The sequence below is a fragment of the Rhizobium sp. Rhizsp42 genome (assembly GCF_047304155.1).
Lineage (GTDB): Bacteria > Pseudomonadota > Alphaproteobacteria > Rhizobiales > Rhizobiaceae > Rhizobium.
This window is the reverse complement of the sequence record NZ_JBGLYS010000005.1, coordinates 171,054-185,958: the sequence shown is the minus strand read 5'-3', so window position 1 is coordinate 185,958 and position 14,905 is coordinate 171,054. Positions and strand designations below refer to the sequence as shown.

Sequence of the window (14,905 nt, the reverse complement as noted above, 5' to 3'; positions counted from 1 at the left end):
CGGAAAATCTTCGTACCCCCATGGGGCGTGGGAGAAAGACTATGGAACTAGACATTGTCGACTTATCGCGTTTTCAATTCGCGCTGACAGCGCTCTATCACTTCCTGTTCGTACCGCTGACGCTCGGCCTCGCCGTGCTGCTCGCCATCATGGAGACCGTCTACGTCATGACCGGCCGCCAGATCTGGCGGCAGATGACGAAGTTCTGGGGCGTGCTCTTCGGCATCAACTTCGCCATCGGCGTCGCCACCGGCATCGTCATGGAATTCCAGTTCGGCATGAACTGGAGCTACTACAGCTACTATGTCGGCGACATCTTCGGCGCGCCCTTGGCGATCGAAGGTCTGATGGCCTTCTTCCTCGAAGCCACCTTCGTCGGCCTGTTCTTTTTCGGCTGGGACAAGCTCTCCAAGGTCGGTCACCTCGTGGCGACATGGTGCGTGGCGCTCGGCTCGAACTTCTCGGCACTCTGGATTCTCGTTGCCAACGGCTGGATGCAGAACCCTGTGGGATCGGCGCTCAACCCGCAGACCATGCGCATGGAAGTGACCAGCTTCTTCGACGTCGTCTTCAACCCGGTCGCCCAGGCGAAATTCGTCCACACCGTATCGGCCGGCTACGTCTGTGCCTCCATCTTCGTGCTCGGCGTCTCGGCCTGGTACCTGCTGAAGGGCCGGCACATCGAGATCGCCAAGCGCTCGATGACGGTCGCCGCCTCCTTCGGCCTGGCGTCCGCGCTCTCGGTTGTCGTGCTGGGTGACGAAAGCGGCTATCTCGCAACCGAAAACCAGAAGATGAAGCTCGCCGCCATCGAAGCCATGTGGGAAACGGAGCCGGCACCGGCCCCCTTCACCGCCATCGGCTTCCCGGATCAACAGGCACGCGAGACCCACTTCGCCGTCCATATCCCCTGGGTCATGGGCCTGATCGGCACCCGCTCGCTGGATACCGTCATCCCCGGGATCAACGAGCTCGAGGAACACGCAAAGACCCGCATCCGCGAAGGCATCAAGGCCTATGACGCGCTGATGCAGATCCGCGCCGCCGGCTCGCCTGAAAAGATCACGGCGGAAACCAAGAGCGCGTTTGAGGATCTTGGCCACCAGCTCGGCTATGCTCTTCTCCTGAAACGCTATGTCGATGATCCCCGCACCGCCACCGATCAGCAGATCGACCAGGCCGCCCGAGACACCATCCCGCATGTGCCGACCCTCTTCTGGTCGTTCCGCATCATGGTCGGGCTCGGCGTATTCTTCATCGTGCTGACGGCGACTTTCTTCTGGCTCTCGGCCCGCCGCCGTCTCGACGCCCATCCCTGGCTGCTGCGCGTTGCAGTCTTGGCGATCCCGCTGCCGTTCATCGCCATCGAGTTCGGTTGGGTGGTTGCCGAGGTCGGGCGCCAGCCCTGGATCATCGAAGGCGTGCTGCCGACGGCCGCCGCCGTCTCCAGCCTCGGCGCCAGCACCGTGCTTCTTACCATTCTCGGCTTCGCGGCGCTCTACACGGTGCTGATCATCATCGAGATGACGCTGATGGTGAAGGCCATCAAGAAGGGCCCGGAACCGGACACCGAGCCGGAAGCCGAGCTGATTTCCGAAACCCTCGTTCCTGCCGCGGAGTGATTGATCATGATCCTGCACGAACTCATCGACTATGAAACCCTGCGCCTCATCTGGTGGCTGCTTCTCGGCGTCCTCCTCATCGGCTTCGCTGTCACCGATGGTTTCGACCTCGGCGTCGGCATGTTGCTCCCCTTCGTCGCCAGGACGGATACGGAGCGGCGCGTCGCCATCAACACGATCGGCCCGGTCTGGGAAGGAAACCAGGTCTGGCTGATCCTCGGCGGTGGCGCCGTCTTCGCCGCCTGGCCGCCGCTCTATGCGGTCTCCTTCTCCGGCTTCTATCTGGCGATGTTCGCGATCCTGCTGGCGCTCATCCTGCGGCCGGTCGCCTTCAAATACCGCTCGAAGCGTGAGAGCGCCCGCTGGCGCGGCAATTGGGATCTCGCGCTCTTCATCGGCGGCTTCGTTCCGTCGCTGATCTTCGGCGTCGCCGTCGGCAACGTGCTGCAGGGCGTACCCTTCCGCTTCGATCCGGCCGACATGCGCATCTTCTACGAAGGCACCTTCATCGGCCTGCTCAACCCCTATGCCCTGCTCTGCGGTCTGCTCTCCGTCGCCATGCTCGCCATGCACGGCGCCGCCTGGCTGGTGTTGAAGTCGAGCGGACCGGTGGCGGAGCGCGCTCGTGGCTATGGCAGCATCGCCGCCATCCTCGTCATCGTGCTCTTCGCGCTCGGCGGCGTCTTCCTGGCGCTGGGTGTCAACGGCTACACGATCTCGAGCGCCATCGTCACAGACGGCCCATCGAACCCGCTTCTGAAGACGGCAGCCCATGAGGGCTCTTGGCTCGCCAATTACGGCACCTATCCCTGGATGATGATCGCCCCGGTCGCCGGCTTCGCCGGTGCCGTCGCCACCCTGATCGCCATACGCGCCAGGCTGGAGATTGGCACGCTGCTCTTCAGCAAGCTGTCGATCTTCGGCATCATCTCGACCGTCGGCGTCTCGATGTTCCCTTTCATCCTGCCCTCCTCGCTCGATCCGAAGTCGAGCCTGACGGTCTGGGATGCATCCTCGAGCCACCTGACGCTGTTCATCATGCTCGTCGTCACTTTGATCTTCCTGCCGATCATCCTCGCCTACACGGCCTGGGTCTACAAAGTGCTCTGGGGCAAGGTCGACGAGAAGCAGATCACCGACAAAAGCGGTCACGCATACTGAAGGAGAAATAGGATGTGGTATTTCGCATGGATCCTTGGCCTGCCGCTCGCGGCCGCCTTCGCCGTCCTCAACGCCATGTGGTACGAGTTGATCGACGATGAGGCCAAAAAGAAGAAGTCCTGAGTGACAGGACAAACAAAAGAGGCTGCGCTCGATCCGGGCGCAGCCTCTTCTCGTTCATTGAGTGGAATTAACGTCAATAGCTGGCCGAAACGAAGATGTCGGCCAGCGCCTCGATCCCCGCCTGATCGTCCGCATCGAAGCGCGAAGGGATCGGGCTGTCGAGATCGATGACGCCGAGGATCTCGCCATTGTGGCTGAACGGCACGACCAGCTCCGAGCGCGAGGCAGCGTCGCAGGCGATATGGCCGGGAAAGGCGTGCACGTCCTCGACGAGTATCGACTGGCCCTTTGCGACCGCCGTCCCACAAACCCCGCGCCCGACTGCGATCCGCACGCAGGCGGTGCGCCCCTGGAACGGCCCGAGCACCAACTCATCCCTAGACTTCAGGAAATAGAAACCGGCCCAGTTGAGATCGGGCATCATCTCGAACATCAGCGCCGAGGTATTGGCCGCGTTGGCGATCACATCGCGCTCGCCGTGAAGCAGCCCGGTCAGCTGCTGCGCGAGCTCGCGATAGAATGCCTTCTTGTCGGCCTGATCGATCTTCGCCGTTTGAAACATGTCGATTCACCTTCCAGCCGATGCTTGCATGCGTTGGGGCCTGATATAGCGATCCCGATAGCGCTTGCCAATTCGCAGCCGTGTAGCCTTGCCCGGCAATCACCGCGCGAATTCACGCCGGCTCCTTTTAAATTCACAGGGGATTGAAGGAAGCGATCTTGTCCGGCGGCGATCGGGCCATATGTCCATAATATGTCGGTCGGATATCCGACGCTGGCGGCCGCCGGCGGCATCCGATCGACGAATACAGACGCGAAAAGGCCGTGCTTGCGCACGTCTGCCTGCCATCGAACCCGCAAGGCGATGGCATCGCGCGACCGTCGGCGCAGTTATTGGCCGGCAACGATAGAACCATCCATTTTCAGTTCGAGGTAAAGGCAATGACACCGGAAGACAGACAGGCAGTTTTCAGCCACCGCGAGATTGCCGCAGTCATAAAGGGAATAACGCTCGACGATGGCACCGATGCGCCGATCACAGGCAAGTCGTTGGGCGAGGCCATCCTCTTCGTATCGGAGGAAGCGTCCACCAACGCATCGAGCGCGCATGTGATCTACGGCGCCAACGAATCGCTGAGCTACACCGATTGCCTCAGCATCTACCGCGACTATGGGCCGGCGCTCCGACGCGGCTCCAACTGAGGATATAGCCAATGATACGTGGTGGCGGATCGCCGCCACGCAAGGCACAGCGTGGCGCGGCTATCACACCCTTCGCTTTAAGATAGGCGCAGCCTTCTCCTCAATTGTGCAGGGCAGCATTCTCAATTATACCTCCTGTTGTCGGCAACGATGCCCCGGCGCCCGAAGCTCTCTTCAAATTGAAACTGCTCCCATGACTGCTCCCCATTCGCCCGCGCGCGGCGTTCTCATCGCGTTTGCCGCCTATGCCGTGTTCGCGTTCAGCGACGCTTCGATCAAGATCCTCCACGGCAGCATCCCATCCTACGAGATCGCCTTCATCGGTGCCCTGTTCGGTACCGCCGCCCTGCCCTTCATCAAGGCCAAGGACGATTCTTGGCTGGATGTCGTCCGCACCACGAACCGCACATTGTGGCTGCTGCGCTTCATCTGCGGCGCGATCGGCGCGATTGCCTCGATCATCACCTTCACGCTGCTTCCCATGGCGGAAGCCTTCTGCCTGCTCTTCCTGCTGCCCTCCTTCGTGACGATCTTGTCCGTCATCTTCCTCAAGGAAGATGTGCGCTGGCAGCGCTGGGCCGCCGTTATCGTCGGCTTCCTCGGCGTTCTGGTGGTGCTGCGCCCCGGCTTCCGCGAGCTCTCCGTCGGCCACCTCGCGGCCGCCATCGGTGGCCTGACGGCGGCGATCTCGATCGTTGTCCTTAGAAAGATGGGCCCGGCCGAAAAGCGCCTGTCGCTCTACGGCGCCGCCCTGCTCGGCACCATCATCGTCAGCGGCATCCTGATGGCCTCGCAATTCGTCATGCCGACACCGCGACAGTGGCTGTTCATCGCAAGCTACGGCCTGCTCGGCGCCGCCGGCAACGTCCTCTTGATGACCGCCGCGCGCATTGCGCCCGCCAACCTCGTGGCGCCGCCGCAATACAGCCAGATGCTCTGGGCGATCGCCTTCGGCTATCTGATCTTCGATGACGCGATCGACCTGCCGATGGCGGGTGGCATCTTGCTGATCATCTGCTCCGGCCTGCTGACGCTGGCGCGCGAACGCAAGCGCGGCACGCCGCTGCCGACATCCGTCGTCTCCTCCGACAGCCAGGCGCCGCTTGCCACCTCGGCCGCCGGCGAAAGCGCGAACACGCCGAAGGCCTGACAGGCATCGGCGGCAGCCGAAACATCACCCCAAAACGAAAACCACCCCTGTCCGCGTCTCCACGCAGGCAGGGGTGGTTTCATTTCAAACTATCGGAACCGGCCTGTCAGCGCAGAACCGGGCAACCGCGAACGTTACCGAAGGTGATCTCGTCAGGTCCGCGACGCGTGAAGCCCTGCACGATCACCCGGCGCGGCGTGATATCGACCACGCGGGCACGGCGGAAACCGTAGTCCATCGCCTTGTCCTCAGCCAGACGCGGATCGCAACCGCGCGGCCGGCCGCCATAATACGGTGGCGGCGGTGGGCGGCCATAAACCGGCGGCGGTGGCGGACGGCCATAGCCTGGAGGCGGTGGTGGGCGTCCGTAGCCCGGAGGCGGTGGTGGACGACCATCGTCTATATAGATGTCCACCTGAGCGGAGGCCGGAACCGTAGCGCCGGCAAGCGTGCCGACGCCCAGTACTAGGGCAATCCCCGCCTTGGTCAGAAACTGCATCATCGAAATCTCCATATCACGCGGTTGCGACCGCGCTCCTTTTTCGATTCTCTCGGCCGGTCAGAAGAGCGGCCCTCCCGGATAAACGCATTGTTATGCGATTCGCACAAAGCAGCCTGAAAATGGCGCGGCCAAGGCGATGCAGTTCCTATTGTGGCTAGCTCCGACTAGCGGCGGATCAGCGACGAATCTCGGGGCAACCGCGAACATTCGCGAAGAACATCCGGTCCCAATGGCCGCGATAGCCACGGCCGGAAACGACGACGCGGCGCGGCGTGATATCGGTGACGCGCGCATTGCGCAGACCGGCATAACGCGCCTTCTCGACAGCCCGGATCGGTGAGCATGCGCGCGGCGGAGCTGGGCGGTGATACTGAATCTCGACGACCGATGCACGCTCGGGGCTGGCGGCTGACGCAACCGAGAACGTCGCGGGAATGGACGCAATTGCAAGGATGGCGGCGAACGAAGCTTTGGCGATAAAATGGGTCATGTTCATGCTTTCATTTGTTATCGATGGTCTCCCTTGCGGGATTGGACAAACGATAAACGCCTGAAAATGAACGATGTTCGAACCGGCCGTTCACATTTGGTTCAGTTGCTAAGATGCAGCACGACCTCGCGCCGGTGCGGACTTTCGCGGTGTTCGAACAGATAGATCCCCTGCCAGGTGCCCAGCACGAGCCGCCCGTCCATCACGGGAATCCCGATCGAAACCTGCGTCAGAGCCGCCTTGATATGGGCGGGCATGTCATCCGGTCCCTCCATCGTGTGCACGATCCAGCGCATCGAAGGATCGGACGATGGCGGCACGAGACGGCGAAAGAAACCGTTGAGATCGGTGCGCACATCCGGATCCGCATTCTCCTGGATTAGCAGGGAGCAGGATGTGTGCCGCACGAAAACGGTAAGCAGCCCGGATTCGATATTCGCGGCGCGCACGAAGGCCGAGACCTGATCGGTAAACTCATAAAGGCCCTGCCCGCGCGTCTGCAGGCTTAGAATCTTCTGTGGCATGGCAGCACCTCCGGACGATGAAACTCCGCCCAGAGGTCGCGCGCACCCGCCGTCATGTCAATGCCGGTGATCGGCGAAACATCAAAGCCAAAGCAGCGGAACGAAGCCGCCATAGATCATCCGCTTGGCATCGAAGATATCAAGGCATTCAGTGACCTGCAGTTCAGGATCGGCCATGACCTTGGCATTGATCTCATCGCGCTGTTCGCGCGTTTCATAGGTGATCCAAGAAAACACCACGACCTCGTCATCGGTCGCCTGAACCGCACGCGGAAATGACGTCAGCTCGCCATAGGGCACGTCGTCCGCGACGCATTCGACATAATCCTTGGCGCCATATGATTTCCAGATCGCGCCGGCCTTGGCCGAGAGCGCCTTGTAGGCCTCGATATTCTTCTTTGGCACGGCAACGATAAAACCGTCGACATAGGACATGCTCTCTCTCCCTTGAACGTTGGCATCGCTTCAAGGACGAACGAGACGCACCCGAACCGACACCTCTTTCAAAATAGGCGCCATACGCGTTGGGCAAGATATGGACGCGAGGAGCAGAATCGACTCATGCCGCGCCCGCACGGTCGCCCTCGATGGCCGCGTTGAAGGTGCGGAAGCGTTCGACAAGGAAATCGACGAGCGTGCGCACCGCCGTCGGCAGGCCCCGCGATGCCGTGAACACCAGATAGATGGTCGCCTGCGACATCTGATAGTCAGGCAACAGGCGGACCAGCGTTCCGTGCCGCAGTCCCTCTGCGCAAACGATGTCGGGAAGCAGCCCGACGCCCACACCCGCATGAATGGCTTCCAGAACGGCGGGCACGCTGCGACAGCTCATGCGCGGTCGATGCTCATGCCTGTGCAGTGCACCATCGGGGCCGGTGAAGTCCCACACATCGACCTCGCGCCACTCGGCCATGCCGCTGGTGAAAGAAACAGTCGGCACGCCATCAAGCGATTCGATACCCTCCCCCTTTGGCATCTGCGCCGCCATCTCCTTGTTGGCGACAAGGATGAGATCGACCTTGCTCAGAACCCGCATCGTCAGCTCGGCATCGGTTTCTTCGGTCAATTGCGCCCGGATTGCGAGATCGAGTCGGTCATTGATGATGTCGACTCGCTGGTCGGTCGCGAGAATCTGCAGCTGGATCTTCGGGTGAAGCAGCAGGAATTCGGGGAAGATTGCACCAAGCGACCCTTCGAGCAGGCCCGTGGGAACGCTGAGTCTGATCGTGCCCTGCGGTTCACCATTCACATCGGCAACGGCTTTCGTGGCACGTTCCGCTTCACGGAGCATGTTCTCACAGTAAATATATAGTGATTGACCAATCTCGGTTACACGGAACCTGTGCACCGTTCTTTCGATCAATCGGACCCCCAGCCGATCTTCGAGCGCATTGATGTGCCGGCTGAGTTTTGACTTCGGCAAGCCAAGTACGCGCCCCGCGGCGGAGAAGCCACCGTAGCGTACAACCGCTGCAAAATAAGCAAAATCGTTCATGTCCGGGAAAATATTGTCAGCCGCCGGCATTAGTTATTCCTTTTGCAACGGGATGCTAAAATGCCTCCCTGGGCGAGTCGCTTACGCCGCTTAGCTCAAGATGCCAACTGCCGCCTGAAAACCTTTCGTTCCAAATTTGGAACATAGCGTTCCAATCGCCCCTCTTCATTTTGCTGCGGCGCGACATTATCTCGCCGACATTGGCGTCAATGTGTTTGCATGGCGGCATTACTGTGCTCTCGCGAGCAACCGAAATGGCTTTGATATTATGTTGCTCCGCAGCTGCCGGGGCATTGCGTCTATTTGTCTAACTATTTGATATTGTGGCATATTCGCCACATTTCATGCCTAAGAAGTTTCACAAACAACGATTTCGGCACTATCTGAATTGATAGAATTACTGAGGGATGAGAGAAGAGTGTCAGCGGTTCGCTGATCCGCGTGCCGAAAGGCTGTTACCGGAACGGTTGCCTATCACCTCCCAGTGTGTGGCGACGGTCTCTTCTAAAAGGAAATGGATTTCAAATGAACATTCGGATGGTTATGCTGACGTCCGCAGCAGCTCTCGCTGCCGCCGCGTCCCCCGTCTTCGCTGCCGACGCTATCGTAGCAGCTGAGCCTGAAGCAGTAGAATACGTTCGCGTCTGCGACGCTTACGGCACCGGCTACTTCTACATCCCGGGCACCGAAACCTGCCTCAAGGTCGGCGGTTACCTGCGTTTTGAAGTATACGGCGGCCCGAACCAGAAGGGTACCTCGGACTGGAACGCTCGTACGCGCGCTCAGGTTCAGTTCACCGCCAAGAGCGACACGGAATACGGTCCTCTGACCGGCGTTATCGTTCTCCGTAACAACGGCGACAACTCCTCGACGACGTCCACGCTCGACTCGGCTTACATCGACATCGCTGGCATCCGCGCCGGTCTGTTCTACAGCTGGTGGGATGACGATTTGAGCGGCGAGCCGGACGTTCTGTCCAGCTACCAGACCCTGCACAACTCCATTCGTTACCAGTACGAATCCGGCGACTTCTACGCTGGTATTTCGGTTGACGAACTGGAAGACGGCGCTGGCGCAGAGCGCGGCACCAACTCCGGCAACGCTGTTGGTATCGCTGCTGCAATCGGCGGCAAGGCTGGCGTAGTATCCTACCAGCTCATCGGCGGTTACGACACGGACACCGAAGACGGCGCGATCCGTGGCATGCTCTTCGCTGACATCGGACCTGGCACGCTCGGCCTGGCCGCTGCCTACGCAACCGGCATCAACAGCTACTACGACGAATCCGAGTGGACCGTTGCTGCTGAATACGCAGCTAAGGTTACCGACAAGTGGACCATCACACCGATGGCTCAGTACTTCGGCAACTACGGCCACAATGCAACGGACACCGACTTCTCGTCTAACGACGCTTGGAAGGTCGGCGTAACTGTTGACTACCAGATCGTAGACAACCTCTACGCCAAGGCTACCGTCGACTACACCGACGTTGACCACGAAGACAGCGTAACCAAGGGCTTCTTCCGCCTGCAGCGCGCTTTCTAATTTGACTATCGGCGCCCCGGTCTAGGCCGGGGCACCTTTCACAAGTTTGCCTTTTCTGATCCGATTGACCTCCGATCAGTTACGGGGATTGGTCCGGTTTCCCTGCCGGACCGATCCTTGATTTTTCAGAGACAGGTTTGCAGCGACCGATCGCCGAACCCACGTCTCCCTAAGCCGTCGGCGTCTCGCCTCCCCTATATCGTCAGCTCCTCGATGGAATCGACACGATCAGGGTAGAAGGCGACATAGCCTTTGATCTCGCTGGCGGCATCCGAGGGATCTTCATAGCTCCAGATCGCATTCTCAGAACGCTCGCCATCCAACGCGATGCCGTAATACGACGCCTCGCCCTTGTAGGGGCAAAAGCTCTTGTGCGTGCTGTGGGTCAGCAACGGCATATCCACGTCACCGCGAGGGATATAAGAGACAGCTGGATAGCTCGCCTCTTTCAACGTCAACGCCTTGCGGCTATCGGCGATCACGCGGCCGTTCCATGTCACCACCACGCGCTTCGGATTGGGCGTAATCGTGATCGGATGATCCGGACCGGGGATCTTCCTCGGCTGGGCGGACATTGGCGGCTCCCTGAATGCTCATGACATCCATATGGGGAGCGCCGCGCTCATTTGCAGGCAAGACGGCATAACGTTGCGGTGATCGAAACGCGCTTGCGGCGTGATCAGCCTGAATCAATCACTCAGAAGAACTCGTCAAGCATCTGATACCGCAGCATTTTATCAGCATCCAACGACACGATGCCGTAGTGCCGACAAAACGGCTCAACGAACGCCTCGCCGAAATTCGCAGCGATGCTGCGGCAGGCGAGCGCGATATCCTGATAGCGATCCGCGACGCCGAGACGTCCGCAATCGATATAGCCAGCGAAGGCATCACCTGATGCCACGAAGTTCGGCAGGCAGGCGTCGCCATGGGTGACGACCAGATCCTCCTCGCCGACATGCATCTGGCAAAGCTCTGAATAAAGATCGGCGGCGCTGCGCCCAAGCCGCGTCTCGTCGAAATCCTCTTCATCGACTAGGCCGGCCCGCATGCGCTGCTCAGCAACGGCAAGCCGCTTCGACCAACGGTGATCAAAGGGGCACGAGACAATGTCGAGAGAGTGAAGCGCACGCAACGCCGCAGCCAGCATGATCACCCGCGCCTCAGCATCAACAGCCGAATCCGACGCAAGATCGCGGCCCGGCAGGGCGCTCATCAGCAGCCAATCACAACCATCGTCCGTGGTGGAAGCGACAATATCGGGACATGGAAGCCCTTGGCCGGACAACCACCGCAAACGCGCCGCCTCATCCGCCAACTCGCCATAGGCGCTCTGCGCCTCGCGCTTGAGATAGAGCGCAGGCGCACCTGCGCACTCCAGCCGAAACACTTCGGAGGGAGACCGGCCCACAGGATCGCGATCCCAGGAATAGCCTGCAATGAAGCTGCGCAATGCAACGGGATGAGCCAAGCAAGGCCTCAGGCAGTTGTGCTCGCCTCGATCGAGGCTGCGGCGATCAGTGCAATGTTTCGGGCTGCATTTCGCCGTGGAGGATGGAAAGCGCGTCTTCGAGCGCCGATACCAGCATGTCGGTCAACTCGTCGCCACGGCTTTCGATGATCGCCACCTTGGTGGCTTCGTCCTGCTGTTCGAAAAAGCGCTCGATTTCGTTCCACATGTCATTGTCCCCTCTTGTGCCGCTAACATCCGGCGATGGGACAAAGCTAGGCGGTCATGCTTGTGTCGGACTGGAGCGGAAAACGATTAACGATTCCGTTTCACTTCGACACACCCAACTTAGCGCATTTCGAAAACGCTTCCAGACCGTTCAGCAAAACTTCTGTTATTTCCCTAACATCCTGCCTCATCACTTTGTGCAATCACCGACGTCATCCACGCGGAGAATGCCGCCATCGCGGGCGTCACGGGGCGTGAGTGCAGCCGCGTCAGCCAATAGCTCCCCATCGATACCGTGATCGCGAATGGCTGCGCCACCAGTCCCGACGTCAGCTGGCGCTCGAACATCTTCGGCGGCGCAAGCCCGACGCCGATCCCCTGCTGCATCGCCTCCATCATCGCCAGCGAGGTGTCGAAGACGATGCTCTTCTGCATCAGCCCCGGATGCGAAACGCCGGCAGCCTCGAACCACCGCGTCCACTCGTCCGGCCGATAAGAGCGCAGGAGCGTCTGACCCATGAGATCCTCCGGACGCTTCAGCCCTTCCGCGAGATCGGGCCGACAGAGAACAGACAGCGGCGCCTCGAAGAGCCGCGTCGCCTCCGTCGCATGCCATGCCCCGCCGCCGAAGCGGATGGCGAGGTCGAGCCCCTCAGCCGCGAGGTCCACCCGGTTGTTGTTGGTGGAAAGCCTGAGGTCGACATAGGGATAGCGCTCCTGAAACGACGGCAAGCGCGGCAGCAGCCAGCCGACGGCGAAGGTTCCGACCGCGCCGACCGTCAGCACTTCGCGCACATGCCCGTCGCGAAGCCGCTCGACAGCATCAGCCATGCGATCGAAGCTGTCGCGCAGCACCGGCAGCAGGCTGTCACCCTCGGCCGTGATCATCAGCCCGCGCGGCAACCGCCGAAACAGCGTCACCCCGAGTTGCGCCTCGAGAGCGATCACCTGGTGGCTGACGGCCGCCTGCGTGACGTTGAGCTCGATCGCCGCCTTGGTGAAGCTCAGATGCCGCGCAGACGCTTCGAAAGCCCGGAAGGCGTTCAGCGGAAGATATGGCCGAACCATGATGAAGCCCCAATTTTTCTAATGGCTTCATCTAGTATTGGTCCTTTGTCGTTGGGTCAAACGACTGGTAGCTATCCCGAGAAAGCCACCAAGAAAGGGCCATTCCATGCATCTCCGCTCCACCCTGCTTGCCGCCGCAGCGCTCGCCACGATGGGCACGACCGCGCAAGCCAAGACTATTTGTACTGTCGTGGCCGACGCCAAGACCGGACAGACGATTGTCCAAGAGGGCGATTGCGAAGGCCGCGTCACGCCGGCCTCGACCTTCAAGGTGGCGCTGAGCGTCATCGGCTATGACAGCGGCTTCCTGAAGGACGAACACACCCCGACCCTGAACTTCCGCAAGGGCGATTCCGATTGGGGCGGCGAGAACTGGAAGAAGCCGACGGATGCCGTCCGCTGGTTAAAGTACTCGGTCGTCTGGTTCTCCCAGCGCATCACCCACGCGCTCGGTGAAAACACGTTGCACGACTACGCGACGAAGCTGGACTACGGCAATGCCGACTTCTCCGGCGACAAGGGCAAGAACAATGGCCTCGACCGGGCATGGATCGCCTCGTCGCTGAAGATATCGCCGCTGGAACAGGTGGCGTTCCTGCGCAAGCTCGTGAACCGCCAGCTTCCCGTCACCGCCCACGCGACCGACATGACGCTGAAGGTCGTCGAGAAGACCGAGCTGCCGGATGGCTGGTCGGTGCAGGGCAAGACCGGCATGGCCTATCCGAGATTGCCAGACTACACATTCGACGAGGAGCATCCCTGGGGCTGGTTCGTCGGCTGGGCGACGAAGGGTGACCGGACCGTGGTCTTCGCCCGCCTGATCCAGGACGACAAGAAGACCGAGGGTACGGCAGGCGTTCGCGCCCGCGACGCCCTCTTCGCCGAACTGCCGTCGCTGATTGCGGGCAGCAGCAAATAGGTCTGGATCAAGGCTCGCGGGTGCCACAACAGCGCCCGCATCCGCCCTTCAGAAATCGGGGAACCCGCGGCTGCGCCACTGCGACTTCGGGATAGCGGCGCCCACGTCATAGGCGAACGACAGCACCTTGGTTCCGTCGGTATCGACCTCGCAGCGGAAGCTCATATCGTACCAGCGCGCACTGGCACGGAAGGCGCCGCGTTTGATCTCCAGCACATTGCCCTGCTGCAGGCGATAGGATGGCAAGAGCTCCGGCCGGAACCCCTGCGGCGAGTGCCTGAGCTGCTCGCGCAGTTCCGTCGTGCAGAGTTCGGCAACGCGCATACCGCGCGGCATGCCGTCGATCGCCGTCCGCGCCACGTCACCGCCCGTGTCGTTCTGCGAATAGAGCTTCTTCACCTTGGTCAGCGGATCGGCCGTGGGAGCGGCACTGGCGGCGGGATCCGCCTTGGCGATCTCCTTCGGCTTGGCCTGCGTAATTTCGGTCGTCACCACACCGGTCGCCTCTGCGGCCGGCCCGTTGTTTTCCTGATGCGCATCGGCGACATCAACCTGCGGCAGGTTGATATCGTCAGGCATCGGCTTGGCCGGCGGTTTGTCGTCGGCATTGGGCTTCCCAGCCGATGCGGGGTCATCCGTCGGCTTTTCCGCATCGGGTGCGCCTGCGGGCTTCCCCGCCTCGGTGGAAGCATCGCCATCCTCGGCCTTCCTCGGGCCGCTCGCCTTGTCGCCAAACTCGAAGACGGGGCGCAGCGGCTGGATCGGCTGCGGCTTGCCGTCAGGTCCCTTCGGCTGTTGGTCGGCCTTTGCCTGTTCGGCAGGATCAGGCTTCGGCGGTTCCTCGGCCTTCTTCTCCTCAGCTTTCTTTTCCTCGGGCGGCTTTTCTTCCGGAGGCTTTTCAGGCGGCGGCGGCTCGGGCGGTTTTTCTTCAGGCGGTTTGGGCGCTTCCGGCGGCTTCTCCTCCGGCGGCTTTGGTGGCGGCGGTGGTGGTTCGGCCTTGGCCTCTTCCTGCTTGGGCTCCGGTGGCTTTTGCTCGGCTTTCTTTTCTTCCGGCTTCTGTTCGTCGGCGGGCTTTTCGGCCGCAGCCGGCTGCTCGGGTTTCTTCTCCTCGGGCTTCGGCTCTTCCGGCACCTTCAGCGCAGCCTGCTCCTCCGGCTTCTTCTCTTCGGGCTTTTTCTCTTCCGGCGGCGGCACCATCTCGACATTGACCGTCTCCTCCTGAGGAGGCGGCGTCGGCTGCGGCAGCTTGATCAGGAAGCCGGCGACGACGACAATATGAAGCAGCACTGAGGCGATGACGCCCCAGCCGAACAACCCCAATTGCTTTTCCGTTGCCTTGGCCATACCCACGCAATGCTGAACGACAAGTTGTCGATGTGGCCTTTTAAGAAGGCATCATCAAGCCTTAAAGGCAAAAAACACGCA

At 61.0% G+C, this 14,905-nt stretch carries 18 protein-coding genes; 7 read left to right on the top strand and 11 right to left on the bottom strand.

The window, feature by feature from the left end:
* The first annotated feature begins 41 nt into the window (after positions 1–41).
* The 3 genes from ACCD05_RS08105 to cydX are packed head-to-tail and all read left to right on the top strand — an operon-like array spanning position 42 to position 2,906.
* A complete protein-coding gene (locus tag ACCD05_RS08105; protein WP_413392049.1) occupies positions 42–1,622 on the top strand; it encodes a cytochrome ubiquinol oxidase subunit I in 1,581 nt (526 codons plus the stop codon).
* Positions 1,623–1,628: 6 nt separating this feature from the next.
* Positions 1,629–2,783, top strand: coding sequence for a cytochrome d ubiquinol oxidase subunit II (cydB, locus tag ACCD05_RS08100; protein WP_413392048.1), 1,155 nt, complete (start codon positions 1,629–1,631; stop codon positions 2,781–2,783).
* Positions 2,784–2,795: 12 nt separating this feature from the next.
* Positions 2,796–2,906, top strand: a complete 111-nt coding sequence (gene cydX, locus ACCD05_RS08095; protein ID WP_018897469.1) for a cytochrome bd-I oxidase subunit CydX — start codon at positions 2,796–2,798, stop codon at positions 2,904–2,906.
* A 73-nt stretch (positions 2,907–2,979) separates the two neighbouring features.
* Here the strand turns inward: cydX and ACCD05_RS08090 are convergent, their stop codons facing one another.
* Complete coding sequence (locus ACCD05_RS08090; protein WP_413392047.1) at positions 2,980–3,468, bottom strand: GAF domain-containing protein; 489 nt, start codon at positions 3,466–3,468, stop codon at positions 2,980–2,982.
* A 380-nt stretch (positions 3,469–3,848) separates the two neighbouring features.
* Here ACCD05_RS08090 and ACCD05_RS08085 point away from each other — a divergent pair, with 380 nt between their 5' ends.
* On the top strand, positions 3,849–4,109 hold the full coding sequence (locus tag ACCD05_RS08085) for a hypothetical protein (RefSeq protein WP_111562265.1): 261 nt from the start codon (positions 3,849–3,851) through the stop codon (positions 4,107–4,109).
* Positions 4,110–4,302: 193 nt separating this feature from the next.
* On the top strand, positions 4,303–5,259 hold the full coding sequence (locus tag ACCD05_RS08080) for a DMT family transporter (RefSeq protein ID WP_413392046.1): 957 nt from the start codon (positions 4,303–4,305) through the stop codon (positions 5,257–5,259).
* A 106-nt stretch (positions 5,260–5,365) separates the two neighbouring features.
* Here the strand turns inward: ACCD05_RS08080 and ACCD05_RS08075 are convergent, their stop codons facing one another.
* The 5 genes from ACCD05_RS08075 to ACCD05_RS08055 form a co-directional block, all read right to left on the bottom strand.
* Positions 5,366–5,761, bottom strand: a complete 396-nt coding sequence (locus ACCD05_RS08075) for a hypothetical protein (RefSeq protein WP_047506436.1) — start codon at positions 5,759–5,761, stop codon at positions 5,366–5,368.
* A 175-nt stretch (positions 5,762–5,936) separates the two neighbouring features.
* Positions 5,937–6,251, bottom strand: coding sequence for a hypothetical protein (locus tag ACCD05_RS08070; RefSeq protein WP_026282810.1), 315 nt, complete (start codon positions 6,249–6,251; stop codon positions 5,937–5,939).
* Positions 6,252–6,352: 101 nt separating this feature from the next.
* Positions 6,353–6,775, bottom strand: a complete 423-nt coding sequence (locus tag ACCD05_RS08065) for a secondary thiamine-phosphate synthase enzyme YjbQ (protein WP_413392045.1) — start codon at positions 6,773–6,775, stop codon at positions 6,353–6,355.
* A gap of 81 nt (positions 6,776–6,856) precedes the next feature.
* Positions 6,857–7,210: a DUF1428 domain-containing protein gene (locus tag ACCD05_RS08060; protein ID WP_413392044.1), complete on the bottom strand. Its 354-nt coding sequence runs from the start codon at positions 7,208–7,210 to the stop codon at positions 6,857–6,859.
* A 124-nt stretch (positions 7,211–7,334) separates the two neighbouring features.
* On the bottom strand, positions 7,335–8,300 hold the full coding sequence (locus ACCD05_RS08055; RefSeq protein ID WP_111562176.1) for a LysR substrate-binding domain-containing protein: 966 nt from the start codon (positions 8,298–8,300) through the stop codon (positions 7,335–7,337).
* Positions 8,301–8,795: 495 nt separating this feature from the next.
* Here ACCD05_RS08055 and ACCD05_RS08050 point away from each other — a divergent pair, with 495 nt between their 5' ends.
* A complete protein-coding gene (locus ACCD05_RS08050; protein WP_413392043.1) occupies positions 8,796–9,815 on the top strand; it encodes a porin in 1,020 nt (339 codons plus the stop codon).
* Positions 9,816–10,009: 194 nt separating this feature from the next.
* Here the strand turns inward: ACCD05_RS08050 and ACCD05_RS08045 are convergent, their stop codons facing one another.
* The 4 genes from ACCD05_RS08045 to ACCD05_RS08030 all read right to left on the bottom strand — a co-directional run bounded on the left by ACCD05_RS08045 (position 10,010) and on the right by ACCD05_RS08030 (position 12,561).
* The gene (locus ACCD05_RS08045; RefSeq protein WP_413392042.1) at positions 10,010–10,390 is read right to left on the bottom strand and encodes a DUF427 domain-containing protein; all 381 of its coding nucleotides are present in this window, start codon (positions 10,388–10,390) and stop codon (positions 10,010–10,012) included.
* Between the two features lie 122 nt (positions 10,391–10,512).
* Positions 10,513–11,298, bottom strand: a complete 786-nt coding sequence (locus ACCD05_RS08040) for an APH(3') family aminoglycoside O-phosphotransferase (protein ID WP_413392077.1) — start codon at positions 11,296–11,298, stop codon at positions 10,513–10,515.
* 34 nt (positions 11,299–11,332) lie between these two features.
* A complete protein-coding gene (locus ACCD05_RS08035) occupies positions 11,333–11,494 on the bottom strand; it encodes a hypothetical protein (RefSeq protein WP_413392041.1) in 162 nt (53 codons plus the stop codon).
* Between the two features lie 173 nt (positions 11,495–11,667).
* Entirely contained in the window at positions 11,668–12,561 is an 894-nt protein-coding gene (locus ACCD05_RS08030) for a LysR family transcriptional regulator (protein WP_413392040.1), read from the bottom strand.
* 106 nt (positions 12,562–12,667) lie between these two features.
* Here ACCD05_RS08030 and blaOXA point away from each other — a divergent pair, with 106 nt between their 5' ends.
* Complete coding sequence (blaOXA, locus tag ACCD05_RS08025; protein ID WP_413392039.1) at positions 12,668–13,480, top strand: class D beta-lactamase; 813 nt, start codon at positions 12,668–12,670, stop codon at positions 13,478–13,480.
* A gap of 48 nt (positions 13,481–13,528) precedes the next feature.
* Here the strand turns inward: blaOXA and ACCD05_RS08020 are convergent, their stop codons facing one another.
* The gene (locus ACCD05_RS08020) at positions 13,529–14,824 is read right to left on the bottom strand and encodes a DUF930 domain-containing protein (protein ID WP_413392038.1); all 1,296 of its coding nucleotides are present in this window, start codon (positions 14,822–14,824) and stop codon (positions 13,529–13,531) included.
* Positions 14,825–14,905: the final 81 nt, after the last annotated feature.